Below are 25,658 nucleotides of genomic sequence, written 5' to 3'. Positions count from 1 at the left end.
CGCTCAATGTTGAGCGCCAAGATGATGACAGTGGCCGGCGACAAGTTATGTCAGTAACTCAGCGTGGCCACCCAGACCGCCTTCCGCACCTCGTAAGCCGAGAAGATCGAGGTTCTGCGGAATGCAGTACTCAACTCCGCCATGCCCGCCCCCCGGGGTTGGACATCCAGCAGCTCTAATCCTCGACCTGGCGTTCGCCTTGACCGAAGACCGCCGCCGCGACATCCGAGGGGAGTGAACCTTCTGGCCGCCAGAGCCCTTAGTGGGGTGCCAGTTACCTCCGAGAGGGCCAGACTCATGATGTTCGACCTTGTCCGCACCGCTGTGACCGCGACCCGGTCAGCGATCGGCGCGCCGTTTCGAGGGATGTGGGAGATCATCCGAACCTATGTCGACCGCAAGGCAGCTTGCCAGTTCGAACGCGAACGGCGGACCACGCTGCAAGGTCTGCCGGAGATCATGATGGATGGCATCGAGATCTACGACCGTCGCTCCGACGGCAGCGTTCTGTACGTCAGAGCCCTCGCTCACGCCGGCCAGGAGGATGACCTCCTGCGTAGGATCGCGCTGCACGAGGACACGGTGTCCCAAGCCATTGTGCTCGAGGATGCCGAGGCGGATCAGCTCCCGAATGGGCCTCCCACGCGGCTATCCGCCCTGGAGCCGGGTAGTCGGCCGATCGTCCTTAGGCCAAAGCCCGACGCGGAGCCGTGACCCGTGCCCATGCAACCGCCGCCTCCGCGGCGTCCAAAGCCGATCATCGTGACCCTGCCGGCGGGCACCTGCTTGTGGCGGGTGCACTTGAGCTCCCGAGAGGTAACCGAGTTCAACCCGACCCCGACGGACAGCAACTTCGGCGGAGGACGATTCGACCCCACGGCTTCGGACCCCTTTCCCTTCCTCTACGCAAGCTTTTCGCCCGAGGGAGCGATCACCGAGACACTGCTGCGCTCGCACCCGTTCGATGCCAAGGGGTATCGCCAGGTCCCCCGCGCCAAGGTGAAGGGACGGCAACTGACGGGGGTGAAGACTCTCGTTGCGATGCACCTGCTGTCACTCTGTACGACCGCGGACCTAGCGGCCGTGGCCCAAGATGAATGGCTGATCCGCGCCGATCCCGCTGACTATGCGGCCACCCGCGCCTGGGGGCAGTGGCTACGCGCTGCCGCGCCTCCCGCACAGGGGTTACTTTGGCATCCGCTCCGGAATCTGAGTGCGGATCTGCGTGACCGCGTCGTCCTCCTGTACGGCGACAGGGTTCCCGGCGGGGTCTTCGAGAAGCATGACGGACCGATCGACCTGGACTCGGCTGATGGAGCCGCCTGGCTCAATGAGCTGCTTGGCCCCTGGAGAGCACGCATCGAGCCTCCGCCGCGCCGAAAACACCCTCCCGCTGTCAAAGACGACGCTGCTTCGCCTCCCATCATCTCTGGGAAGGACGTCCGAGACGTCGAGGCACCTTCCACCACAGCGCCAGGTGTCCCAGACGAGGGCGAAGAATCGCTCCGCGACTTTGAGGCCTTCTTCAAGGACCGTCTCCAGGATATCGAGAATGTCGTTCACGCGGTGGTGCTGGATCGAGGGGTCGCGGCCGATGCGACGCAGGAAGCCATGCTCATCGCGTTCCGGAGATGGGAGCACGTCGGACAGCTGACCAACGCCGTTGGATACGTGATCACCGTGGCCAAGCGGATCGCCATCGGCGCCGTCCTGCGCTTGTCCAAGGAGCGACCGACAGATCCCTCACGGTTCCCCACACCGGAAAGACCCGGCATCGGGCCTACAGACGACCCTGATCAAGCCCTGAAGCGACTGCAGTTGGAAGAAGCGCTCCGACACCTTCCGCAGATCAAGGCCGCGATCCTCATGCTCCACGACTACCTGGGGTACAAGGAACGCGAGATAGCCGACTTCCTGCAGATCCCGCTTGGCACCGTCAAATCACGATTGCACCATGCCCGCAAAGAGCTGCGAGAGCATCTCGGTGGCGCATTTGGGGAAGGAGGGAATCTGCGATGACCGAAAACAGACACCCCGTCACCGACGGTCCGGCCACCGGGCCACAGATCCAGGACGACGAGCTTGACCGCCGCTACGCCGACTTCATGGAACGCGCGCACGCCACCGTCCCGATCTACGACGAGTACGACGAAGAAGCCGCGATACAGGACGCAACGACTCGTATCGTTGTCGACCGAGAGCAACGGGACGAAGACCACCACCAGACGATCGCCACCGGACATGCCGACATCGCGCCGCGCGCGATGTTCAACCTCGGCCTGCTGGAGCGACAGCATGACATGGGCCCAGGCACGATAGACCGCCCCATCACCGTCGCCATCGTAGGAGATCATGATGTGATCAGTGAGGGTGTGCGCGCCTGGATCGAGAACGATCCCCAGCACCGCGCCGAGGTCACCATGGTCACCGACTCGGTGGCTGGCGTGTTGTCGGCCCCCGACCCCGCCGCAGACGTCGTCGTGCTCGACCTCGGCGTCGACCACCCAGCCATCAGCCGGGTGAACGTCATTGAGCGGGTGTCCGCGCTGACCGACGCCGGCCTGCGCGTCGTGATCTTCTCCGTGTTCATCAAACCGCTGATCGTTCAAGCCGCGATGCGGGCCGGAGCCTCTGCCTTTCTCGACAAACGGACCGAACAGGCCCACTTCCTCGACACCATCGACGCCGTCGCGCACGATCGCCCGTACGTGACACCGTCCATGGCCGGAGGCCTGCTCGGCACGGCGAAACTGTCGCAACGCGAAGAAGCGGCGCTCCTGCACCTCTTCCAAGGTATGGACTACGCCTCGATCGCCCGCCGCATGCCCAAACCCGACGGGACACCGATCAGCGGGAGCACCGTCAAGCAGTACGTCGACCGGGCACGCGCGAAGTTCGCTGCCGCCGGGCGCCCCTGCCGCTCAAACACCGAGTTGCTCGCCCGCTGCATTGAGGAAGGCCGCATCGCCCCCGAGGAGATCTCCGACTATCGCTCCGATGTTAGGAACTCCACCGGCATGGCCGCAGAGTAGGACCAACCAGCAGGCAATAACCCACAGTGCCGAACCGTTACAAGATCCCCACTCCTTCGGCGGCTACCTGCATCAGGAGCAGCCAGTGGCGCTGAGCCAGCCTTCAGCAGCTTGCTAACGCCACTGGCCGTTCAGCTTGTTGAGTGACAAGAAACTGACAGCCGGCGACAAGTTCTGTCAGCAGCTCACCGTCATCCTGCCGATCGCGTCTGGACGAGGCCCCTGGCGTGAGACGTTCATTCGGGGATGTGCCGAGCTTGGGCCGGTGCGTCGGCGCTGCTCGACGCCCAGGCAGCGAGCAGGTGCAGGCCGCCGCCGCCAGAAGAGGTGCCCGGTTCGGCGGAGTAGGTGAGCAGGGTGAGGGGTGTTTCGCCGGGCAGTTCGAAGACCTCGTAGTCGAGGTCGAGGTCGCCGACGGCAGGGTGGTGGAAGCGTTTGGTGTTGAGCGCGGAGAAAATGTCAGTGACTCACGTGGATCGAAATGTCAGTGGCCAGCCAGAGACAACGCGGGCGGCGTCGGGCGAGTGCCCTCAGCGCATTGCGGGAGACTCGCCTGATGAGCTGATCATGTTCTTCGCGATGACAATCTTGCAGCAGGCCGCGATCCTGATCGTGGGCACGTGGACGCCGTCGTCGTCGATGACATGGCCGGTGGGCGAGAAGATGTACTGCAGGGCGCCGTTGGCCACGCCGGTCAGGGAGCTTGGCGACGGCGACCTCGAGGTCGCCGTCGGTTGGTGGCGAAGGCGTGACGAAGGACGTGGGCGGAGAGAGTCGGCCTGGCCGTCGTCGACGAGGGCGGCGTTTTCGGCGGGCAGGAGCATCAGGAGCCGGACGGGCCGTTCCACGACCCGGGGCCCAAGTAGAAGAAGGGGTTGAGGTCTCCAGCAGAGCATGAAGCGGGCGCCGGCCCACCCACTCCCGGACTCTGCCGCTCATGATCAGCCGTCATAGTCGTCGCGGCGGGGGGTCAAGTCGCGATCCGAGACCGCAGGGGTTGTGCCGGAGCCGGGCCCGGTGTGGGGCGGGCGGGCCCGGAGCGCGGTGCGCACGTCGTGGACGGCGTGCAGCAGCGGCAGGCAGGCGCGCAGCAGGTCGGCCAGCGCGGTCGGGATGCGGGTGGCGGTGTGCAGGATCAGGATGAGCGCGCCGATGGCGGCCAGGATCGTGGTGGTGGTCATGTCACGACGATCGCCCCGGCCGTACCGCTCGCGCATTCGGTGGGATCAAGTTGTGCGTATCGGCTGGTGGCCGGTTATGCCGCGCTTTAGGCTCCGAATGAAACCGAACGGTCACGGTGCGATGCCTCAGGCCCGTGGGGGCGTGCCAGGCCGCACCCTGAGCAGGCCTGGCGTGTGGTGGGAGGACTGATGGTTGACCCGTCCAAGATCGTCACCCGGGCGGGTCTTCGCGCCGCGCTCCAGCGGTTGTTCCAGGCCGACGACCGTCCCTACCAGCAATTGGCCGATGAGGCCGGCGTGGCGGTAGCCAGCGTGCATGGCATGGTCAGCGGGAAGACCTTTCCACGCTGGCACACGCTGCTGCCGGTCCTGAAGGCCTGCGGCATCACCACCGACCACCGATTGCAAGCTTGGCGCGATGCCCACGTCCGAGCCCGGGCCGACAAGGCGGCTCTCCAGCGCGCCCTTGAAGTCTCTCCCCCTGCTGCCGGTGCGTCGGCCGGTGCCCCGCAGAGCCGGATCTTGGGGAGCCAGATCGTGGAGGGCGACATTCCCCGCCGCCCAGTCGCCTTCCAGCCGCGCCCTGACTTGATCAAGGTACTGCGGGCGCGGATGCGGCAGGAAGGGGCCGCGGTCATCGAAGGAGCCACGGTCGTCGACGGGGCGGCGGTCATCGATGCGGTCACCGGCACCCCCGGCGTGGGCAAGAGCCTGCTGGCCGCCTCTTATGCCTGGGATCGCCAGCACGCCGGCTGGCCGCTGATCGTCTGGATCACCGCCCAGAGCGGCGATCAGATCCTCACCGGCCTGGCCGCCCTGGCCCGTCGCCTGAACCTGCTGTCGGCCGACGACGACACACCCGCAGCAGCGGTCAAGGCCCGCGACTGGCTGGCCGCCACCGACCAGCCGGGCCTGCTGGTCTTCGACAACGCCACCGACGTCGAGGAGGTGACGCCGTGGTGCCCGGCCACCGGCACGGTGCAGATCCTCATCACCACCCGCAACCGCGCCTTCGACGCCGTCTTCGACGCGGTCGACGTGGGCGTCTTCGACCCCGCCCAGTCGCTGGCCTGCCTGCACCAGCGCACCCGGCGCACCACCCCCGGCGCCGAAGATGTGGCCGACGAGCTGGGGCATCTGCCGCTGGCGATCGGCCAAGCAGGCGCGTTGATCGCCCGCCGCCGCCTGAGCTTTCCCGCCTACCTGCAACTGCTGCGCGACTACCCGCTCGGCGAGCACCTGCCACGATCAGGGGACAGCTACCCGCACGGGACCGCCCAAGCGATCCTGCTGTCCATCGACCAGGCCGAAGACACCATCGCCGGCGCGAAGGAACTACTGGAGCTGCTGTCGGTGCTGTCGGAAGCCGGCGTGCCTCGCGCGATCCTGTACGGCACCCCTAACCCCGACCCGGCCGACACCGCCGAGCTGGATCAGCTACTGGCCGAGCTGGCCGACACCAGCCTGATCAGCTTCAGCGAGGACGGCACCACCGTGCTGATGCACCGCCTGACCAGCCGCGTCCTACGCGAACGCGCCCTCCACACCCCCGGCACCGACACCGCCGCGCCAGGCGTGTCCGGCATTCTCGCCGACGCCGTCAGCCTGCTGCACCGCTTCAACACCCACATCCCCGCTGGCGCCGCCATCTGGGCCGCCCGCACCACTGTCGACATGCTCACCGAGCAGACCACCGCCGTCCACGCGTTGGCCATCAGCCACGGCGTACCCACCGCCGAGCTGATCGAGTTACGCGCTTGGTGCAGTAGATACCTGTCTGACCTGGCCGACCTGGGCCGGGCCATCCCGCTGCTGGAGCAGACGCTGGCCGACCGTGAACGGGTGCTGGGACCGGACCATCCCCACACCCTGACCTCCCGCAACAACCTCGCCTACGCCTACGAGACGGCAGGGGATCTGGGCCGGGCCATCCCGCTGCTGGAGCAGACTCTGGCCGCGTTCGAGCGGGTGCTGGGACCCGAGCACCCCGACACCCTGTCTTCCCGGAACAACCTCGCCGGCGCCTACTACGCGGCGGGGGATCTGGGCCGGGCCATCCCGCTGCTGGAGCAGACGCTGGCCGACCGTGAGCGGGTGCTGGGACCTGATCACCCCGACACCCTGACCTCTCGCAACAACCTCGCCGGCGTCTACTACGCGGCGGGGGATCTGGGCCGGGCCATCCCGCTGCTGGAGCAGACGCTGGCCGACCGTGAGCGGGTGCTGGGACCTGATCACCCCGACACCCTGACCTCTCGCAACAACCTCGCCGGTGCCTACCAGGCGGCGGGGGATTTGGGCCGGGCCATCCCGCTGCTGGAGCAGCAGCTGGCCGACCGTGAGCGGGTGCTGAGCGTAGACCACCCCGACACCCTGCTCTCCCGCAATAGCCTCGCCTACGGCTACCAGGCGGCGGGGGATCTGGGCCGGGCCATCCCGCTGCTGGAGCAGACGCTGGCCGAGTTCGAGCGGGTGCTGGGACCTGATCACCCCGACACCCTGACCTCTCGCAACAACCTCGCCGGTGCCTACCAGGCGGCGGGGGATTTGGGCCGGGCCATCCCGCTGCTGGAGCAGCAGCTGGCCGACCGTGAACGGGTGCTGAGCGTAGACCACCCCGACACCCTGGCCTCCCGCAATAGCCTCGCCGGTGCCTACCAGGCGGCGGGGGTTTTGGGCCGGGCCATCCCGCTGCTGGAGCAGACGCTGGCCGAGTTCGAGCGGGTGCTGGGACCTGATCACCCCGACACCCTGGCCTCCCGCAATAGCCTCGCCGGTGCCTACCAGGCGGCGGGGGATTTGGGCCGGGCCATCCCGCTGCTGGAGCAGACGCTGGCCGACCGTGAACGGGTGCTGAGCGCAGACCACCCCCACACCCTGGCCTCCCGCAACAACCTCGCCGGCGCCTACTACGCGGCGGGGGTTTTGGGCCGGGCCATCCCGCTGCTGGAGCAGACGCTGGCCGACCATGAGCGGGTGCTGAGCGCAGACCACCCCCACACCCTGTCCTCCCGCAACAACCTCGCCGGCGCTTACCAGGCGGCGGGGGATCTGGGCCGGGCCATCCCGCTGCTGGAGCAGACGCTGGCCGACCGTGAACGGGTGCTGAGCGCAGACCACCCCCACACCCTGTCCTCCCGCAACAACCTCGCCGGCGCCTACCAGGCGGCGGGGGACTTGGGCCAGGCCATCCCGCTGCTGGAGCAGACGCTGGCCAATGCTGAAAGAGTCCTGGACTCAAATCATCCGCTGACGAAGCTCGTCCGCGCCAACCTGATGAGTCTGCGCCAGCCGGATGCTGGAGCTGTTGCTGCTCGGCAGCGTGCGGGTTATGGGGATGTGAAGCGAAATGCGGCCTGTGGGTGTGGATCGGGCAAGAAATACAAACGCTGTCACGGCGCACCAGCGGCCAACTGATCCTCCGCCCTCGATCACGCCCGCGCCCACCCCGAGCGCCGGGCCGCATGCGATCTAGCGCATCCCACCCGACACCAACGTCCTGCGCCCGCGCCTGAATCTGCTCTGCCAGGCGGTTATGGGATCGTCACCGCAGGCAGGTCGCTGGACTCCCCGACGCGCAGCTGCTGCAGGTCGGGGATGTGGTTGTAAAGGGTGCCCACACTCACCCCAAGCAGCTGGCAATCGAGGTCACCGACCGGCCAGGATCGGGCAGCAGGTCACGGGCGGCCTTGAGCAGCTCGGCGTTGACGACGGTGGGGCGGCCGCCGGTGCGGCCGCGAGCGCGCGCGGCGGCCAGGCCTTCGTGGGTGCCGGCCACGATGAGCTCGCGGATGAACTCGGCCAGCGCGGCGAAGACGTGGAAGACCAGGCGGCCGCCGGGGGTGGTGGTGTCAAGTTTCTCGTGCAGGCTGGTGAAGCCGATATCACGGCGGCGCAGGTCTCCGACCATGGTGATGAGGTCGGCCAGGGAGCGTCCGTAGCGGGCCAGTTCCGGCACCACCAGGGTGTCGCCGGGCGAGAGGAAGGCGTGGCAAGCCTTCAGCTCCGGCCGCTGGGCGTTCTTGCCGGACTTCTTGTCGGCGAAGATCTTGCGGCAGCCCGCGGCGGTCAGGGCGTCGATCTGCCGGTCCAGGCTCTGGCCGCGGGTGGAGACCCGGGCGTAGCCGATGAGGATTTCGCTGCGGACGGCGGGGAAGGCGGCCAGCAGGTCGGCGTCGGGAAGGAAGCAGCCGGGCACGCTCAACGAGGCAGTCGTCACACCTGGATTCTCTCAACAAACGGTGTCGAGGGTTCTTGAAGCCACCAGGTTGTTGAAGCGAGTTGTTGAAGCCTGTCCGTCCTGGTCAACGGTTCACGCAGCGATCTCTTCAACAAACGAGGGTTTGTTGAAGATCTCCTGCGCTGTGCCTATGTTCTCCGCCTGGCGCCTCAACGGGAGGGCGCGGCCTCGACGAGTGAACCGTCCATCTGCCGGGGGTGAAATAGGCGTGCGTAGCTTGTCATGACCGCATAGTTTCTCTCCGTGGAAACGATCACGCGGGATGGGCTGCTCGACTCGGCCCGAGACTTCGCCGGCCGCGCGCTGGAAGCCCATCTCCAAGACGACACCCGAGGCGTCTTCCTGCACGCTGCCACCAGCCTGGAGCATCTGTGCAAGGCATATCTCTGCTCGTTGCATCCCGCCCTGCTTCTGGAGCTCAAGCAGGATCAGTTCCACTCCCTGCTCCACCTGACCGGCAACGGCGCCAAGGCCACTAAGACGGCGGACAAGATCAGGACGGTAAGTGGGCGCGTGGCGCTCGCACGCGTGGAAGAGATCTTGAAGCCGCTACCGGCGCCGAAAGATCATCTTGAACGGCTGATCGATGTAAGAGACGGAGTCGTCCACGCAGGCCTGCTCGATGACAGCAAGCGCAAGGAAACGCTGGCCGCCTGGCTCCGAATGGGCAACCGCCTCTTCGAGGAACTCCAGGTGCCGTCGCAGGAACGATGGGGAAACCGCATCGAGGTCGTCGAAGCGCTGATCTCTGATCATCTGTCCGAGGTTGAGCGGGACATCAGCGGCCGGATCGCCACGGCTCGTCTTCGCCTTGAAACGATCTATCGAGACATTCCCGAAGAACTCCGTGGCCCCTGGCAAGCCCTGCGCCGCACGACCATCCACCTGGCACTCACGCCTGATCCTGACCAGGAACGCGACGAAGATCTTCTCTACGAGACCTGCCCAGCTTGCGCCGATGCGAAGGCGAGCGTGCTGTACGACGTCGAGGTCGATTTCGATGTCGAGCCCGACGGCCTCGGTGGATATGACGCTGTCACCGTCGGAGAAATCAGGCTGCTGCACGCCAAGGCCCTGGAGTGTGGCGTGTGCGGCCTTCGGCTGACCGGCCCCGATGAGTTCACGGCAGCCGGGCTCGACGTCGTCGTCGAAGACCAAGCCGACGACGACGGAGACGCGATGTACGACGCGTGGAAGGACTCTCAGCTGGATCAGGGCTGAAGCACGACCAAGTGGGCCTGATAACCCATAGCCGTGATCTCCTGGTCAGCGCCCGGAGTGCCTGTCCCGCCAGCGGGTTGCTACTGGTAGACAGAGCCGCGGTTTCCAAGACGAGTGCTGCGACGCTTGCTACGGTCCGAATGAACCCCTTTTCTTCCCTGTGAGATGAGCGCCTGCGCTCAACGGATCTGTTGAGGATGCCAGACGCCGTGGCCGGGAGGACCGCGATGGCTGTCGATCGTGAACGTCGCGCGGCCACGCTCGCGCGGCTGACGGCCCTGCGCGCAGCCGGCCATCTGTCCACTGAGCACGTCCGGCTGGCCGCAAGCGGACTGGCCGTCACCGAGCGCACCATCTGGCGCTGGCTCGACCAGCCCGCCCAGGACGCGCCGCGGCGTCCGGGCCGCGCGCCGTACGAGCTTTCGGTCGCCGACCGCGAGGCCTTCGCCTACTTCCGCGGCAACATCGCCGCCGTGCATCGCGCCCGCAGCGCGGTCACCGCACCCTTGCCCCCGCCCGCCGAGCACGCCGTCGGCGTCGCCGAGACGGCTGGAGGCGTGGTCGTGCCCGACTTCCTGCGCCAAGGCTGGGCCGGAGCCCGGCCGCTCGCGCTCCGTACCTTGCAGGAGGCCTTCGCCCGGCAGCTCACCCCGGCTGAGCGCGCCGCCTGGCGCACCGGAGAAGATGGCCGCCGTCAGGCGTCGGTGTACCTGACCCGGCCCCGCTCGCCGCGCAACCACACCTGGGAAGCCGATCACAAGCAGCTGCCCATCGTGGTGCTGCCGCCCCGCGGCCCGGCGCTCAAGCCGTGGCTGACCACCGTGGTCGACGACGGCACCCGCGCCCTGCTCGGCTGGGCCATCGCCGTCACCCCGCACACCGGTACCGTGCTGACCGCCTTCCACATGGCGCTGGTCTACGACGTCGAGCGCGGCCCGTTCGGCGCCGTCCCGGCGCTGGTGCGCATCGACCGCGGCCTGGAGTTCGCCGCCGGCGCCGTCTACGACGTCCTGGCCGCGCTCTGCGTCGACCGGCACCGCCTGCCCTCCCGCAAGGCCTACCGCAAGGCCTACCGCAAGGGGAAGGTGGAGCGCATCCACCGCACCATCGACGAGACCCTGCTGCGCGGCCTGCCCGGCTTCACCGGCGGCCCGCGCGACGCCGCGGGCAAGCTGTACGGGCCGATCGACGACCGCTACGCCGCCCGCGCCGCCGCCCACGACGACAGCGACCCGGGCCTGGCCCAGCCGATGCGCATCGAACGCCTCGCCAGCACGTTCGCCGACTGGGCGCGCTGGTACAACACCACGCGCCCGCACCGGATGCTGGACGGGCGCACCCCGCTGCAGGCGTGGGAGTCCGACACCGGTCCGCTGCACCGCGTCGAGGCCGACAAGCTGCGCCATCTGCTGCTGGCCGCCACCACGCGCGTCATCGCCAAGGACGGTATCCACTTCAACAACCTGGCCTACATCGCCCCCGAGCTCCAAGGCCGCGGCGGTCAGCGCGTGGAGATCCGCCACATGCCGCACGACGACCGCTTCGTCGAGGTCTACCTGGACGGCCGTCATCTGTGCACCGCGCATCCGGCCGAACGCCTGACCCCCGAGCAGGCCGAAGCCTTCCGCGCGCACACCCGTGCCGAAGCACGCCGCCTCGGCCAAGAGCGGCGTCGGGCCACCGCCCGGGCCCGCGCCGAACTCGTGCCCCTCACCGAGACCAGCGCAGGCGGCCCGCCCGCCGAAGCCCGGATCCTGCCACCTGCCACCTGCCGCAGCCGCCCAGGCCTCGGCCCGCAACCGCGACGCCCAGCTACGACGGCGGGCCAGCACCAGCCTGCTGGGCCTGACCGACCCCACCGCGGCCGCCCGCCCCACCGGGGCGGCCCAGGGTGGCGTCGCGCCCCCGCCCCGGCGAGGCCCGGCAACCGGAAGAAGACTGATGCCCCGGCACTTCGCAGGACTGCACGGCGCCGCCACCCTGCCGACCAACCACTTCCAGCTGGTCGGCCGCATCATCAGCGACCTGGTCGACTTCCACGCCACCGGCGTCGTGCACGGCCCGGCCGGGACCGGCAAGACGTACGCGGTCGAAGCCGCGCTCGAGGCCTTACGCGACGGCGCGACCGGCACCGGCATCGCCACCGTCAACCTGGCCTTCCCCAGCCGCCCGACGATGCGCCTGGTCGCCGACGAGCTGCTGCGCGCGCTGACCGGCTCCAAAGCACCATCCAGTCGTAGCCGCTTCTACCTCACCGCCGCCCTCACCGATCTGCTCACCGCCGCGCCGCGCCTGGTGGTCGTCGACGAGGCCCAGCGCCTGACCGGCGACTGCATCGAACTCCTGCGCCACCTGCACGACCACCCCGACACCCGCTTCGCCCTGCTGTACGTCGGCGGCGACGGCTGCTGGGAGGTCCTCTCCCGCGAGCCGATGCTGCGCTCACGCATCTTCCGCCGCCTGCCCTTCCAGGCGATCAAACGCGACCAGGTGCCCGCCCTCATGCGCGGCTACCACCCCATCTACACCAGCGCCGCCGACAAGCTGCTGTGGGAGATCGACGACGCCTACGGCCACGGCACCCCTGCGCGGCTGGGCCGCCTTCACCCACACCGCCGCCATGATCTGCGCCGAGGCCGGCCGCGAGCAGATCGACGGCGAAGTGATCGCCAACGCGTGCACCCTGCTCGGCGGCGGTCTGCTTGGCTGACCCTCGCGGCCACCCCTTGAACCACGACCCGATCGAACGCCCTCCGTTCACCCCGCCGCGGGTCGTGCTCGTCCGCAACGTGGCCGACCACGCTCCGCTCCCGCGCGCTATCGCCAAGGTCCTCACCCTCGACCACGGCCGCGTCGTCGTCCGGCCCACACCCGGCGCCTCCGACACCGCGACCCTCGCCCTCGACGTGCTCACCGCGCTGGGCAAGCACCCCCACGCCGCCCGCAACGAACGCGCGCAGAACCAGGCCTGGCAGTACGGCGCGGCCTGGCTGATCGGCGCCCGCATCAGCGACCTCATCGTCGACCGCGCCCACCTGCTCCACCCCGACCGGCTCGCCGACCTCGTGCGCCTGGCCGAACGGACCGGCGCGAGCTTGTGGCTGCTGTGGACCGGGCATCCCCCGGCCGAACTCGAGCACGCCCTTGCCGCCCTTACCCAGCGCGTGGTCGAGGTGCGGGAGCTGCCGTACCTGTCCTACTGCTTCGACCCCGCCGAAGACCTCCCAGCCGACCGCGCCACCGACCGTTCCGCCGCTCGTCCCCTCGTGGGCCGCAGCATCGCCCCCACGCCGCAGGCTTCACCGTGGCCGGCCCTGCCCTCGGCGGACTTCACCACGTTCCTGGCCGCCTGCCGCCGCCACCTGCCCGGCCACGCCTTCACCCGCGTGGCCGGCGAGTTCTACGCCGTCGCCGCCCGCGCCGAGTCCTGGATGCTCACCCACCGAACCCTGATTGTCTCCGGCCCGGCGTTCACCGCCCACCTCGCCGCCCTTGCGCGCGACCACATCCTCGGCCCCGCCGACGACGCCAACCACGCCCTCATCCGGCTACGCGCACTCCAGGCCGCCCTGTTCCTCCAGGGCGTGCTGCTGCGCTGGGACCCCGCCGCCCTCGGGCCCGAACCCGCCCGCCGACTGCCCGGCACCCTCACAGGGCCGATCGCCCACCGGCTGTCGACGATGTGCCGCACCGAGCTGGCCGCCGCGACCGCCCTGTCGCTCCACCTCAACCACGGCCCCACCTACTTCGAAGCGCTGCGCTGCGCCGACATCGACCCCGACGCCGCCACCATCACCACCCCCGACCACATCGACGACCACGACATGCTGCCGACCAACCCCAAGCACCGCCACCCCTGGCCCGTCGTCAGAGCCCGGTTCCTGGCCGACGCCCGCCGTGAACTGTCCCTCGGCACCACCCTCCATCTCCCCGCCGCGGCCGGCTGGCTGCTGGCCGCGCACCTGGCCCACCGCCGTCTGCAAGGCGCGAACGCGGACGACCCGTTCTTCGTGCACCCGAGCCAGCCGCACCGCTCCCCGGCCGCCGCCCTGACCGAAGGCATCCGCCGCACCTGCCAGACGCTCCAGCTGGCCACACCGCCCTGGCTGCACACCGGTGACTGCAAGTTCGGCGCCGACCGCGGCCTGGTTCACCGCACCCAGGGCTGGCTCACCGAACGCTGCCTGACCGCGCACCTGCTCGACCCCACCGGCCTGCCGCACGTCGAACACCCCAGCAGCTACCAAGGCCCCGAGGACTACTGACCCCGGCACCGCGCGGACCGGGCGCGAAGGAGCGCCGCACGTGGACCACCACCTGTTCCAGACCCGCCTGCACACCGGCGCGCTCACCATCTGGGAACTGGGCGACCTGCTCGGCATCCACCCCCACCTGCTGCACACCATGCAGCTCGAAAACCTCGCCGACCTCCCCGTCAAAACCCTCATCGAACTGGCCCGCCGCCTCGACATGCACCCAGCCGACCTCATCCGCGAACTCGACTCCGTCCTGGACAAGCCGCGCGACCTCGAACCGCACATGCCCCGCCAGCAGAGCGGCGATCTCACCGACGACGCCCAGGCACTGCTCAGCGCGCTCGCGCACACCGCGGTCCCGCTCCTCATCGACGACGTCGCCACCGCGTTGCAGTGGGATCTGCAGCGTGTCTACTCAGCCCTCGACCACGCCCACGCACACCCCGAGCTCGCCGGGCCGTACCCGATCGAACGCATCCCACCCGAGACCTACACCCTGCGCCCACGCCTGGACCTGCTCAGCCGCGCCCAGCAGCAAGCCATCCACAGCGCCGCCGACTACCACCAGCCACTCACCGAACCCGAGGCCACCCTGCTGCTGTCGGTCATCTGGTGCGGCCGCACCCCGGAGTACGTCGCCTTCCGCGAACAGCACCTCGACCTCGAACGCGAGCTACGCCTACGCGGGCTCATCCGCGACAAGGGCGTCCCGACCAAAGCGGAGGCCTCCGCCGACGTCCAATACAGCCTGCGCCTGACCCGCGGCGACCACCTAGCCGACCTCGCCGACCCAGCCGCCGAACCACCGTGGTGGCGACGGCCACAACTCCAGGAACCTCACCACACCGAAGCCGACGACGGCCTCTGGCCCAGCGACGCAGACGACACCGGCAGCCACTGACATTAGATCCGCGCCATCGCGCCGGATCACTGACATTAGATCCGCGCAGCCACTGACATTCTCGCCGCGCTCAACAACGGCCATCTGGCTTGGCGCTCCAGCGCGCACTCTCCCTGCAGCCCTCCCCGCGTCTCTGTTGCGCGACAAGTTAATGACAGCGACTTAGCGACAAGTTAGTGACAGTGGTCGCCTTGGCACTCGGCACCGAATTGCTCAGAGACGTGACCAACCGTCGAAGCCAACCTCGGCTGGTAGGCCTTGATAAACGCTGCCTGGTCGCCGTTGAGCAGGTGCATGGTCTGGCAGGGCAATCCCCTGATGTGATTGAACTCGTCCGGTAGACGAGGTGCTCCGCTCAGGCCCAGACCGAGTCCGTGGGCGGAGGTCGAGCAGTGAAATTAGAAAAGAGGTGGCTCCACTTCACTCACGAGTTTTCCGCTCCGACGCTCGTTGTGCCCCGAGAAACGATCTTCTCCCACGTGACGAGGGGCGGCCGCAGGAAATTGGCAAGGTCAGCCTTTATCCCTCTTCCCCGGAGTCGGCGAGGGATCTTCCGGAAGCTGTTCGATCTTCAGGCAACGGATTCCCGCAGCACGAGCCCTCATCGACTGACCTGTGTCGAAGGTGATCAGCGTCACCGGCCGTCCTGCCAGCACTTGGGCGGTTACGGCTCGGTCCACGATCTCGTCGTCCTCGATCGGCAGTCGAGCATGGCCTGGAGGATCGAGGACGACCTCGACTGTCACCTCTCCCCTCGGAATCCCCCCATTGTCCAGCGGAGTGAAGTCCGCGGACCGCAGAATCGCCGCTTCAGCCGGCTGGATCAAAAGCTTGTCCAGGACGGCCAGGCTGTGCCGCGCTCTCCAGCGGATGTGCCTGTCCTTGGACTCTTTCAGCTTGTCCAGTTCATCGATCACGACCATGGGCAGCAGAAGGTGGACCGGTTCATGCCTGGAGCCGAGAAGGCCCCCGAGGTCGAGGTCCTCAACCTTCTTCTCGTGATGGATGAACACGGTCGTGTCGAACATCACGAACACTCCAGGGCGCCGCCACCGTTCGATTTGCTCAGCCAGTCGCTGGGCGGCAAGTCCTACGGCTGTCTCTCGCGCTTCCAGTTCCGTGACAACAAGATCCTTCAATCGGTCGGGAGGAAGGGTGGTCGGCTCCATGGACTGCAACACCCAGTAACGCCTGGACAAAACAAGATCGTCCAGATCCGCGGCACTGATGTGGTGGCGAAGCCGGAAGACGGCGTTATCTACCCAGTGGAGGTAGCTGGCGAGTAGCTGCTGGGAGTGGAATCGGACGTCGCTGGTCTGACGATTCAGCTCGATCGCGTCCTCGTACACCCTCTGGAGCTCTTTCAGGGCATTGTCTCGGTTGCCCCCGGGGGGAAGCTTGACCACCATGCGCCAATCCTTCCACGAGGCTCATCGCGGAAAGCGCTCGTTTCGCTGCGTCCCGTTGCCTTCAAAACGCCAGCCGTGCCGGAGGCATGCAGCACTCCCGGGGTTGAGCACCCTGCCGACAGTCGTTGGCGATACCCGCCGGTTACTCAGCTGGAGCCTCCGTGGGGTCGTTGTGTGCTCCCGGGATCGTGTTCACCGTGCGTGAAGGAGTAAGCCGCAGGTCAGCGCGTTCTCTGCTCGCGGCGTCGGGCAGCGCGGACTTCGGCGTCAGCGACCGCATCGGAGAGCAGGGTGTAGAGCTGGGTGGTTTCGGTGGAGGCGTGGCCCAGGCGGCGGCGTACGGCTTCGATGGAGACGCCGGCGTTGATGAGTTCGGTGGCGTGGGCGTGGCGCAGCTGATGGATGTCGATGTCGACCCCTGCGGCCTGGCGGTAGCCGTTCCAGCGGTGGTGGGCGGCGTCGTAGGATAGCGGGCCACCGGAGCCGTTGATGCTGGCGCGGAAGAGCGGTCCGTTGGTGTAGCCGGCGCGGGTCAGGTAGAGCTTGAGCAGGGTGCCGTAGCCGCGGTCGTCGAGCAGGACGGTGCGTACGCTGCCGCCCTTGCCGTGGATGCGGACGTGTTCGTCGTCCAGACGCAGGTCGAGATCTTCGACGTACAGCCCGCACACCTCGGCGGCGCGGGCGCCGCACACGTAGGCGGTCTCGAACAGCACCCGATCGCGCAGCCGGTCCAGCGGCAGGTCCTTGCGCGGCCGCCGCGAGCAGATCGCGTTCAGCACCTTGGCGACGTCGGCGGCCGCGGCCGGGCGGGGCAGCGTCTTGGGCACCCTGATGGTGTCGATGCGGTCCATCGGGTTCGCCTCCAGCAGGTCGTGCCGTACCGCCCAGCGGCAGAAGGAGGCGATCGCGGCACGCTTGCGCTTGCGGGTGGCCGGCGACAGGGTGCCGAGGTCGGCGAGAAAGGCCCGGATCGGGGTGGCGGTCAGCTCGGAGAGATCGCCGTCGACGTGCGCGATGAACTGGAGCAGATCGCCGCGGTAGGCGCGGATGGTCTGGCCGGAGGCGCCGGCGTTGCGCTTGTCGGTGAGGAAGTCGTCCAGGGACGCGGCGAGCGGGTGGTCGCGGCCGAGCTGCTCGGCGATCACCTCGTCCACGCCGTCGTCCTCCACCGTCCGTGAAGTTGCCAGATAACCGGGAAACGAACGGTCTCTGCGCTCTGGCTCACGCCCAGCTCGCACACCGTCGGTGATCGCTATCTTGCCAGATAACGAAGGTTATCCCGCAACCTGCGCCCCCCGGAGTCCCAAGGACCCGTTCGCCGCCAGGCGCCTGCCTCGTCAATCTCGCGCTCGCAGGTGCAGCGGCACCCGCTCCTCGCCCGGGTCACCCGACTTCGACGACTACCGAGATCTGGAGGGTGGCACCGTCGAGTGTGGGTGCCAGCTCCAGGCCGCTGTCGAGGATCATCGCCATGTCCGCGTGATCAGCGGATCGCACGGTGGCGATGAGCGCGCCGTCACCGAACACCCCAATGGGAGCTGGGTCCGGATGATCTGGCAGCGGCAGGATCTCCAGGCTCGTGACGTCATCCATCCGTACATGGGACGCCAGGTCAACCTCGATCTCGGCGTGCGAGGTCTCCAGCAGTACCCGGAGCAGGCTTCGGCTGCGGATGCGTGCAAGGTCCAGGAGATCGAGCATCTCTGATGCTGAGGCGGCGAACCTCTCGCGCCACTCGGTCAGGCTCATTGAGGCGAGCCACGTGCGGGGATCGGAGGCTTCGCCGGCAGCGTCCGCTGGCATCTGTCGTGTGACCTCGCGGGCTAGCCTTCTTGATCGAAGCCCATTCAACATCAGCGCGAGGGCTCGACGGTCGTCGACGCCGTAGCGGATGTAGGAGCCGAGCTCGGGGCAGAGCCGACGATCGCTGCCCGCTTCGGTGAGGAGGGCGTTGACGAGTTCGACGAGGGCGCCGACTGTCCAAGCGAGGAAGTGCTCGAACTGGCCGGTGACGGCGTCGACCATCTCCTCAACCCGGCGGCTCGTGTCGTGAATGAGTACCAAGTGCTTGTCGGCGAGTTCGGCGTAGGTCAGGCCGTGGAGCCAGTCCAGGAGGACGTCGTGGACTGGAACGGGGATGTCCGTGCTGGCCGAGGTGGCTCGAAATTGCCGGGGGTTGGTGTTCTCGGGCAAGGCGAGGAGTTCTTCCAGCGCTTTCGAGACGGTCAGGACCTCCATGGCCGCGTTCGCCTGGTGCATGGCTTCGGCTTGCTCGGGACTGGATTGCAGCAGGAGTCTGGCGATGCGGTGGGCGAGTCTGTCGATCTTTTGAGCCGAGTCGATGCTCGTACCTGTGCGCGGCCAGCGTCGCCGGGCTGACGGGTCGGTGCGTTGGTAGAGATCCCTGACCTGGCGGGCCAAGGCAACCAGGAGGGTGGAGTGCGGTGCGTCGGCGAGCAGGGCCGTGGTGAGTGCATCGATGTCGGCCTCGGCGGGGCTGATGCCGCGGGATTCGGCGTCGGCGAGATAGAACCAGATGAAGGAGACGAAGTTTGCGGCGGCCACGCTGGCTGTGCTCAGCACAGCGTCCTGATCGTCGCGGGCTTGTTCCTCCAAGGTGGCGAGTTCGGCGAAGGTTTCGTCGTCGGTCATGACGGAGGAGATCGTGAGGTCGTCGGTGGCCGGAGAAAGGTCGGCGAAGTCTGCATCGGAGGGTCGGTCGGCTCTGACCAGCACGATCCAGCCTTCTGTTTCCTTTCCTGCCCGTCCGGCGCGCCCTGCCGCGTTGACCAGGCGCGGCCCTTTGAGACGGAGATCTGGGGGCATGCCCGCGTAGTTCTCGTCGTAGATCACTACGGTGTGGACTGGCAGGTTGATCCCTTCGGTCAGGGTGGAGGTGCACGTCAGGAAGGACAAGGTGTCCGCCCGCAGTGCGTCCTCGAGGGCTTCCAGGACTTCCATCGGCAGCCCTGCGTGGTGGAATCCGACCCCGTGACGGAGCACGCTGACCAGCGGGTGCGTCTCGCCGAGTTGAGTCCGGACGAAGTCCGCCAGGGGCGCCGAGGCGGGGTCCTCCGGCCTGAGACTGGCCAGGACGCGGGCGATGCGCTGAGCGGTCGGGCGAGTTGCGGCAACCACCAGGGCGGTTCCGGCATGACCAAGTAGGTCGATCATCTTGGCGGCGACGACGTAGTTGGGGTCGGACTTGGAAGCGTCTTTCGTGGTCCCGGTCATCTGGTCGGGGGTACTGGCCTTCCGCACCAGCGTGCCCACCGGTTCTATGACCTCAAGCCGGACAGTGGCCCCGTCCGACAGGCGGAGTCTGACGACACCTCTGAGTGGATTGACCAGGCGGTAGGGATGAGTGCCCTTGCTGGTTTTCACCGTCGTCTCCGACCACACCGGCTCGGTGGTGAACGCCGCGTGGAGCCGCCGAGGCCCTCGCCAGTCCGATTCGAACGCCCTCGCGGGGCCTTCGGGGTCGATCCAGCGGGCGATGTGGGCCGCGTTGCCCATCGCCGCCGACAGCAAGATGATGCGATGGTCGCTGGCGCGGCTGCGATGATGCAGGAAGGCGATGACGGCCTCCAGGGTGAACCCCCGGGACGCCTCCTTGATCAGCTGTGCCTCGTCGAAGATGAACATGCCGAAGCGCTCCAGGACTTCCTGGGCATCGTGGCGCAGCAGATGGTGGAGGCGCTCGGGGGTCATGACCTCCACATCCGGCGGCGGTTCATCCGGTCCGACACCGGCGATCAAGACGTCCCAGATGTCGCCGCCGCGGGCCAGGATCTGGTCGACGGTCGGGAAGTCCGGGCGGTCGGTCCCGGCCTCCTTTTGCAGGACGCGTAGCCGGCTGGCCATGCTGCGTCGTACTTCCCGGCACAGGCTGCGGGTCGGCGCGACGTAGCAGACGCTCTTGCCACCGGTCTCCAGGTAGGTGAGGGCGAGCAACTGCGAAATGAGGGTCTTTCCGCCGCTGGTCGGCACCGACAAGACCATGCGCCGGACTTCAGCGTCGAACGGGGAGGGGGTGGAGGAGAGCAGTTCCTGCTGGGGACTCCAGAGCGTCAAGACGGGGGGCGCACCAAGGGTGAAGGCGTGCCGGACCGCTGCGGGCACGTGTGGCGGTAGCAGGTCCGGGCTCCACACCGAGCCTGCGGCCGCCTCCTCGGCCAGGGCGAGCAGGTGGTAGGCCACCCATCTGGCGGCCACCTCGCCTGGCCCCCACTGCCCCATAGTGGCGGCCAGGAGGCGCTCTCGAGCGCGTGTGAGTCGGCCGCTGTTGCCGCGGGCCAGGTAGTGCAGCAGGTCTTCGCCGCCCAGCAGGACCGCGTGGGTCGTGCCGTAGGCGGTCGTGGACAGGGTGGGCAGTTCGACCAGGCGGGCGAGCTCGTCAAGCTGCCGACGCCAGTTGGTGAACCAGCCGAACAGTGTCTTGGTCTCGAAGCCGACCAGGGCGAGCCCCGCTTCCACGGCCAGGCTGTCCAGGTGGGCGAGCACGGGTGGATCGGCAGAGATGTCGCCTCTGAGTCTGCGCATGATCGCGGTGGCGTTGGGGTCACGGTCACCGCGTCGGTAGCCGATCGCGGCGGCGAAACCGAGGATCAGCCGGTCGAGCCGTCCCCATGTCGGGTCGGCCAGGGCCATGTCGAACACGTGGGCGCTCACCGCGAACGCCTGGCGTTGTCTGGCGACCGTGTAGAGCTGCTGGGCCTGGTCGACGGAGGCAATTCCGTGGAGATACCAGGCCGTCTCGAGCAGGTCATCGGGGATCGAGGTCTGGCGGCGAAACAGCTGGACTTCAGCGTCACCCAGGCGTCGTTGCAGCTCCTCGGGGGTGGGCAGCCCCTGTTGTCCGCCCAAGGCTCCCGCGAGCAGGGCCAGCTTCAGAGCCCTCTCCATACTTCCTTCCTCACCTCCTCGGCGAAGTGTGCGAAGTCGGTGATCGCGACCATCAGCGCCTCGCGTTGACCGTCAGCGGGGAACTGCGGGAACACCGCCGCGACATTGTCGAAGGCAGGGTGCGAGGTCGGCGCGTAGGCCGTCGACGTCGCAATGGACACCCCGATCCCCGCCCGGAAGGAGTTCTCCAGCCACAGCGTCACCAGGTGCCCGTACAGCTCTCCGAGCGCGCCGTCGTGTTTCGTTCCCGGGCCGGTGAGGAGCGCCAGATAGCGGGCCCCGTGCCCGGAGAGCTGCTCGGCCGCACCCTTGATCTTCGCAGCGATGGGTGAGTTCGAGACGTGTTTCTTGATCTCCCAGAGGCGGAAGACTAACGTGCCGTCGTCGATGGCATAGACCACGAAACCGTCGCCACCGGTTCCGGTGGGGTCGCCCTTGATCTCTTCGGTGTGGACCAGGATGCGTCCGTCGGGTGTCTGGACCTGGTCCTGGATGATGCGGTTCCACAGAAGTTCGGCGACGAACCCCTGCAGGTGATGGGTGATCTTGTCGAGCTCTTCCTGGGTTGAGGTGGGTAGCCCGAAGACGGGGCCGATGAACACCTCGATCTCACGGCGGTCCAGCTCAGGCGATTCGCTTGCCGCGCATCCGTCTCTGCGGGCCCGCCATTTGTCAAGCGCCGGAGAGGCCCCGCAGGGCAGCCGCATGGCCTCTTCTGCGAGCAGGCGCGTGACCGTTTCCAGGGCCTCCTGGCCTGCATCGGGTCCGCCGAACAGGTAGGAGCAGCCAGCATTCTCGGGTCGGGCAACGATGCCGAGCAGCTCGGTCATCGACACCTGCACGGCCGTAGAGCAAGCAGGAGCGCCAGCATCTGCTCTGACCTCGTGGTCCTCAGCAGGTAGGCCCACCTCATGCGGTGGCTGGACCACCATAGAGCTCTGCACCTCTAAGATCTCTTGAACCGGGCTGGGCCAACTGGCTGAGTGCGAGAGCACCAGGTTACGGTGCCTGGCCAGCACGATGTCAGACCGCCACGTCTCACCCGCGCTGAGGCGGCGGTCCCCCATATCGCCGGAGACTCCGGGCACCTATCGCTAGTGCTCTCACGCCGGGGGTGGACTGGACGGGGCGCTCAGATGCTCGGCGTCGGCCAACATGCCGAGCAAGTGCTTGCCGATCAGATGCCCGGCCGAGCCATGGTCATGGGAGGAGGTGAACTGACCGCGGCCTCATCGGCTGGCCAGCAGCAGGAACGCGATGCGGGCTGTGCCCTCGTCCGCGGTGTTGATCGGCAGCGGATCTGCCAGAGATCGCACATGTTGAGCGCGGCGATAATGTCAGTGGCTGCGCGGATCTAACGTCAGTGATCCAGCAGGTGGCGCTGATCTAATATCTGTGGGAGACGACAGCGGCTGACAGTAGCGGCGACATGAAGTGTCAGTGAGGGCTCGTCACGGTCTGCTGATCACATGGAGATGTCAGCGACCCGGTGCATCGCCGTCAGGGGCTGGGCTGAGCCGCGGTGACTCCTCGGCGAGCGGCGCGCCGACCCGGTCGGCCCGCTCGGTCAGGTGGTAGAACGGGCCCAGGAGTAGAGCAACGTCTGCGCTCTCATCCGGCACAGGCAGTTGCCGTGCATCGCCCAACCGTGCGGCTATCCCGGTTAGCTCGCGCGCCCGCTCCACGTGAAGTGGGATGGGGGTCTAGCAACTCAACGTCATACCCATCAGCAGCCAGCAACTCGGCATGCACGCCCGTGCCGCCGCCTACATCCAGCACCCGAGCTGGCGCCGGCGGAAGCACCCGGCGCAGGACATCTTGTGTCCGCCAGAACTCCAACCGGCCGCGCTCTTCGCGAAGGCGGCTGTGCTCTCTGTCCTGCTCGTAGTAAGCGAGCAGTTCTTGCGTCATCGCCATACTTGATCATGACGGAGGGTGGGGATCGGCGGCAAAGGCTTTTGGGCTGCTCCAGGTCGGCCGACCCGCATCGCCCGCGCGCGGTTGATCACGCCAAGAGATAACCAAGCCAGCTAATTCACGATCCGAAACGATCACGAACCGAAATCGTGATCTCTCATTCCGCTACCTGGCGGCTGGGGACATGTTCGGGAGCGGAGGGCCATCAAGGTCGGCGACGACGATCTCCCCCCACCCCGGGGTTTGCACGCTGTCGTTCGCCAGGGTCGCGGCCAGCCGATCACGCCACGCGTGTGCGAACGCGTCCGGCCGCCGCAGCTCTGTCTAGCGATTACTCCAGGTCTTCCCACGTCCAGATACCGACCGGACTTCCTCGTTCGGGATCACGTCCGAAAGCGAATTCTTCCGGCTGGTTGATGACTTTGATGAACAGTTCGAATCGCCCACTCTTTGGGAGCCGGTCAGCTAGCACAGCGAACTGTTTGAGCGCTTCGGCCTTCCGCAAGCTGCCCAGCAGCTGGCCCACTGCGGGCGGGTCGTCGAGGGGGACGTGGGCGGCGGCGCGGGTGGCCAAGGCGGCGAACTGCTCATGCGCTCCGGCCTTCCGCAAGCTGCCCAGCAGCTGGCCCACTGCGGGCGGGTCGTCGAGAAGGGCGTGGGCGGCGGCGCGGGTGGCCAAGGCGGCAGCCTGCTCGTGCGCTCCGGCTTCCTGCAAGTTGTACAGCAGTGTGCTGACCTCGCGTGGGCTATTGAGGGGGGCGTGGGCGGCGGCGCGGGTGGCCAAGGCGGCGACCTGCTCGTGCGCTCCGGCCTTCCGCAAGTTGCGCAGTAGCGTGCTGACCTCGCGTGGGTCGTCGAGGGGGACGTGGGCGGCGGCACGGGTGGCTAAGGCGGCGACCTGCTCGCGCGCTCCGGCCTCCTGCAAGTTGTACAGCAGTGTGCTGACCGCGTACGGGTCGTCGAGGGGGGCGTGGGCGGCAGCGCGGGTGGCTAAGGCAGCAGCCTGCTCATGCGCTCCGGTTCTCCGCAGGGTGGTCAGCATTCTGTTCACCACGACCAGCATGGCGAGGGGGACGTGGGCGGCGCGGGTGGCCAAGGCGGCGAACTGCTCGCGCGCTTGGGCCTTCCGCAAGTTGCGCAGCAGTGTGCTGACCTCGCGTGGGTCGTCGAGGGGGACGTGGGCGGCAGCGCGGGTGGCCAAGGCAGCAGCCTGCTCGCGCGCTCCGGCCTCCCACAAGCTGACTAGCAGCTCGTTCACCCCGACCGGGTCGTCGAGGGGGACGTGGGCGGCAGCGCGGGTGGCCAAGGCAGCAGCCTGCTCGCGCGCTCCGGCCACCTGCAAGCTGCCCAGCAGCCAGCTCACCGCGACCGGGTCGTCGAGGGGGACGTGGGCGGCAGCGCGGGTGGCCAAGGCGGCGACCTGCTCATGCGCTCCGGCCTTCCACAAGTTGTACAGCAGCTCGTTCACCGCGACCGGGTCGTCGAGGGGGACGTGGGCGGCAGCGCGGGTGGCCAAGGCAGCAGCCTGCTCGCGCGCTCCGGCCTTCCGCAAGCTGCGCAGCAGTGTACTGACCTCGCGTGGGTCGTCGAGGGGGACGTGGGCGGCAGCTCGGGTGGCCAAAGCAGCAGCCTGCTCGCGCGCTCCGGCCTCCCACAAGCTGACCAGCAGCTCGCCCACTGCGGGCGGGTCGTCGAGGGGGACGTGGGCGGCAGCGCGGGTGGCCAAGGCAGCAGCCTGCTCATGCGCTCCGGCCTTCCACAAGTTGTACAGCAGCTCGTTCACCGCGACCGGGTCGTCGAGGGGGACGTGGGCGGCAGCGCGGGTGGCCAAGGCAGCAGCCTGCTCATGCGCTCCGGTTCTCCGCAGGGTGGTCAGCATTCTGTTCACCACGACCAGCATGGCGAGGGGGACGTGGGCGGCGCGGGTGGCCAAGGCGGCGAACTGCTCATGCGCTCCGGCCTTCCGCAAGCTGCCCAGCAGCTGGCCCACTGCGGGCGGGTCGTCGAGAAGGGCGTGGGCGGCGGCGCGGGTGGCCAAGGCGGCAGCCTGCTCGTGCGCTCCGGCTTCCTGCAAGTTGTACAGCAGTGTGCTGACCTCGCGTGGGCTATTGAGGGGGGCGTGGGCGGCGGTACGGGTGGCCAAGGCGGCGACCTGCTCGTGCGCTCCGGCCTTCCGCAAGTTGCGCAGTAGCGTGCTGACCTCGCGTGGGTCGTCGAGGGGGACGTGGGCGGCGGCACGGGTGGCTAAGGCGGCGACCTGCTCGCGCGCTCCGGCCTCCTGCAAGCTGTACAGCAGTGTGCTGACCGCGTACGGGTCGTCGAGGGGGGCGTGGGCGGCAGCGCGGGTGGCCAAGGCAGCAGCCTGCTCATGCGCTCCGGCCTTCCACAAGTTGTACAGCAGCTCGTTCACCGCGCGCGGGTCGTCGAGGGGGACGTGGGCGGCAGCGCGGGTGGCCAAGGCAGCAGCCTGCTCGCGCGCTCCGGCCACTTGCAAGCTGACCAGCAGCTCGTTCACCGCGCGCGGGTCGTCGAGGGGGACGTGGGCGGCAGCGCGGGTGGCCAAGGCAGCAGCCTGCTCGCGCGCTCCGGCCACTTG

At 68.0% G+C, this 25,658-nt stretch carries 18 protein-coding genes and 1 pseudogene; 9 read left to right on the top strand and 10 right to left on the bottom strand.

The genetic code is table 11. The features are described 5' to 3' along the window. Positions 1-297: 297 nt before the first annotated feature. The 3 genes from HNR30_RS45320 to HNR30_RS45310 are packed head-to-tail and all read left to right on the top strand — an operon-like array spanning position 298 to position 3,032. Positions 298-714 carry a hypothetical protein gene (locus HNR30_RS45320; protein WP_181616429.1) on the top strand — a complete coding sequence of 139 codons (417 nt, stop codon included), beginning with the start codon at positions 298-300 and terminating at the stop codon, positions 712-714. 48 nt (positions 715-762) lie between these two features. After that, positions 763-2,019 (top strand): sigma-70 family RNA polymerase sigma factor, encoded by a 1,257-nt coding sequence (locus HNR30_RS45315; RefSeq protein WP_220134748.1) that lies wholly within the window; start codon positions 763-765, stop codon positions 2,017-2,019. Next, entirely contained in the window at positions 2,016-3,032 is a 1,017-nt protein-coding gene (locus HNR30_RS45310; protein WP_220134747.1) for a response regulator transcription factor, read from the top strand. The genes HNR30_RS45315 and HNR30_RS45310 overlap by 4 nt, the downstream gene beginning before the upstream one ends. A 236-nt stretch (positions 3,033-3,268) precedes the next feature. On the opposite strand, the gene HNR30_RS45305 is transcribed toward HNR30_RS45310, so the two are convergent. The 3 genes from HNR30_RS45305 to HNR30_RS45295 form a co-directional block, all read right to left on the bottom strand. Beyond that, on the bottom strand, positions 3,269-3,490 hold the full coding sequence (locus HNR30_RS45305; protein ID WP_181616481.1) for an MmyB family transcriptional regulator: 222 nt from the start codon (positions 3,488-3,490) through the stop codon (positions 3,269-3,271). A 72-nt stretch (positions 3,491-3,562) separates the two neighbouring features. Then, on the bottom strand, positions 3,563-3,721 hold the full coding sequence (locus tag HNR30_RS45300) for a hypothetical protein (RefSeq protein ID WP_181616427.1): 159 nt from the start codon (positions 3,719-3,721) through the stop codon (positions 3,563-3,565). A 252-nt stretch (positions 3,722-3,973) separates the two neighbouring features. Then, positions 3,974-4,213 carry a hypothetical protein gene (locus tag HNR30_RS45295; protein WP_181616426.1) on the bottom strand — a complete coding sequence of 80 codons (240 nt, stop codon included), beginning with the start codon at positions 4,211-4,213 and terminating at the stop codon, positions 3,974-3,976. A gap of 189 nt (positions 4,214-4,402) precedes the next feature. Between HNR30_RS45295 and HNR30_RS45290 the strand changes: the two genes are divergently transcribed. Then, a complete protein-coding gene (locus HNR30_RS45290; protein WP_181616425.1) occupies positions 4,403-7,630 on the top strand; it encodes a tetratricopeptide repeat protein in 3,228 nt (1,075 codons plus the stop codon). A 205-nt stretch (positions 7,631-7,835) separates the two neighbouring features. Here the strand turns inward: HNR30_RS45290 and HNR30_RS45285 are convergent, their stop codons facing one another. Continuing rightward, entirely contained in the window at positions 7,836-8,432 is a 597-nt protein-coding gene (locus HNR30_RS45285) for a recombinase family protein (protein ID WP_312895072.1), read from the bottom strand. Between the two features lie 264 nt (positions 8,433-8,696). On the opposite strand from HNR30_RS45285, the gene HNR30_RS45280 reads away from it, so the two are divergent. The 5 genes and pseudogenes from HNR30_RS45280 (at position 8,697) to HNR30_RS45260 (ending at position 14,831) form a co-directional block, all read left to right on the top strand. Next, entirely contained in the window at positions 8,697-9,674 is a 978-nt protein-coding gene (locus tag HNR30_RS45280; RefSeq protein ID WP_181616424.1) for a hypothetical protein, read from the top strand. 197 nt (positions 9,675-9,871) lie between these two features. Further along, positions 9,872-11,194 (top strand): annotated as a pseudogene (locus tag HNR30_RS50555) (transposase); the annotation flags it as partial. 421 nt (positions 11,195-11,615) lie between these two features. After that, the gene (locus HNR30_RS45270; protein WP_246380347.1) at positions 11,616-12,404 is read left to right on the top strand and encodes an AAA family ATPase; all 789 of its coding nucleotides are present in this window, start codon (positions 11,616-11,618) and stop codon (positions 12,402-12,404) included. Further along, positions 12,401-13,939: an ATP-binding protein gene (locus HNR30_RS45265; RefSeq protein ID WP_181616423.1), complete on the top strand. Its 1,539-nt coding sequence runs from the start codon at positions 12,401-12,403 to the stop codon at positions 13,937-13,939. The genes HNR30_RS45270 and HNR30_RS45265 overlap by 4 nt, the downstream gene beginning before the upstream one ends. Before the next feature lie 40 nt (positions 13,940-13,979). Continuing rightward, positions 13,980-14,831, top strand: a complete 852-nt coding sequence (locus tag HNR30_RS45260; protein WP_181616422.1) for a hypothetical protein — start codon at positions 13,980-13,982, stop codon at positions 14,829-14,831. Positions 14,832-15,343: 512 nt separating this feature from the next. Here HNR30_RS45260 and HNR30_RS45255 read toward each other — a convergent pair. From HNR30_RS45255 to HNR30_RS45230, 6 genes are all read right to left on the bottom strand, one after another. Further along, positions 15,344-16,240, bottom strand: a complete 897-nt coding sequence (locus HNR30_RS45255; protein ID WP_181616421.1) for a PIN domain-containing protein — start codon at positions 16,238-16,240, stop codon at positions 15,344-15,346. Between the two features lie 221 nt (positions 16,241-16,461). Then, entirely contained in the window at positions 16,462-17,394 is a 933-nt protein-coding gene (locus HNR30_RS45250; RefSeq protein ID WP_181616479.1) for a tyrosine-type recombinase/integrase, read from the bottom strand. A gap of 229 nt (positions 17,395-17,623) precedes the next feature. Further along, on the bottom strand, positions 17,624-21,145 hold the full coding sequence (locus HNR30_RS45245; protein WP_181616420.1) for a DEAD/DEAH box helicase: 3,522 nt from the start codon (positions 21,143-21,145) through the stop codon (positions 17,624-17,626). Then, entirely contained in the window at positions 21,130-21,975 is an 846-nt protein-coding gene (locus HNR30_RS45240) for a hypothetical protein (protein ID WP_181616419.1), read from the bottom strand. The genes HNR30_RS45245 and HNR30_RS45240 overlap by 16 nt, the downstream gene beginning before the upstream one ends. Before the next feature lie 781 nt (positions 21,976-22,756). Beyond that, a complete protein-coding gene (locus HNR30_RS50740) occupies positions 22,757-23,056 on the bottom strand; it encodes a methyltransferase domain-containing protein (protein ID WP_220134746.1) in 300 nt (99 codons plus the stop codon). Positions 23,057-23,393: 337 nt separating this feature from the next. Next, positions 23,394-25,658: hypothetical protein (locus HNR30_RS45230; RefSeq protein WP_220134745.1), on the bottom strand; the 2,265-nt coding region annotated here is incomplete at its 5' end.

This window comes from Nonomuraea soli (assembly GCF_013761175.1).
Classification (GTDB): Bacteria; Actinomycetota; Actinomycetes; order Streptosporangiales; family Streptosporangiaceae; genus Nonomuraea; species Nonomuraea soli.
Note: the sequence above shows the minus strand (reverse complement) of the source record. Positions and strands in the feature narration are given on the sequence as shown.

Coding starts and splice junctions, on each gene's coding strand:
- HNR30_RS45320 (WP_181616429.1), top strand. CDS start 298: ATGATGTTCGACCTTGTCCGCACCGCTGTGACCGCGACCCGGTCAGCG.
- HNR30_RS45270 (WP_246380347.1), top strand. CDS start 11,616: ATGCCCCGGCACTTCGCAGGACTGCACGGCGCCGCCACCCTGCCGACC.
- HNR30_RS45295 (WP_181616426.1), bottom strand. CDS start 4,213: ATGACCACCACCACGATCCTGGCCGCCATCGGCGCGCTCATCCTGATC.
- HNR30_RS45255 (WP_181616421.1), bottom strand. CDS start 16,240: ATGGTGGTCAAGCTTCCCCCCGGGGGCAACCGAGACAATGCCCTGAAA.
- HNR30_RS45245 (WP_181616420.1), bottom strand. CDS start 21,145: ATGGAGAGGGCTCTGAAGCTGGCCCTGCTCGCGGGAGCCTTGGGCGGA.
- HNR30_RS45290 (WP_181616425.1), top strand. CDS start 4,403: ATGGTTGACCCGTCCAAGATCGTCACCCGGGCGGGTCTTCGCGCCGCG.
- HNR30_RS45240 (WP_181616419.1), bottom strand. CDS start 21,975: ATGACCGAGCTGCTCGGCATCGTTGCCCGACCCGAGAATGCTGGCTGC.
- HNR30_RS45310 (WP_220134747.1), top strand. CDS start 2,016: ATGACCGAAAACAGACACCCCGTCACCGACGGTCCGGCCACCGGGCCA.
- HNR30_RS50740 (WP_220134746.1), bottom strand. CDS start 23,056: ATGACGCAAGAACTGCTCGCTTACTACGAGCAGGACAGAGAGCACAGC.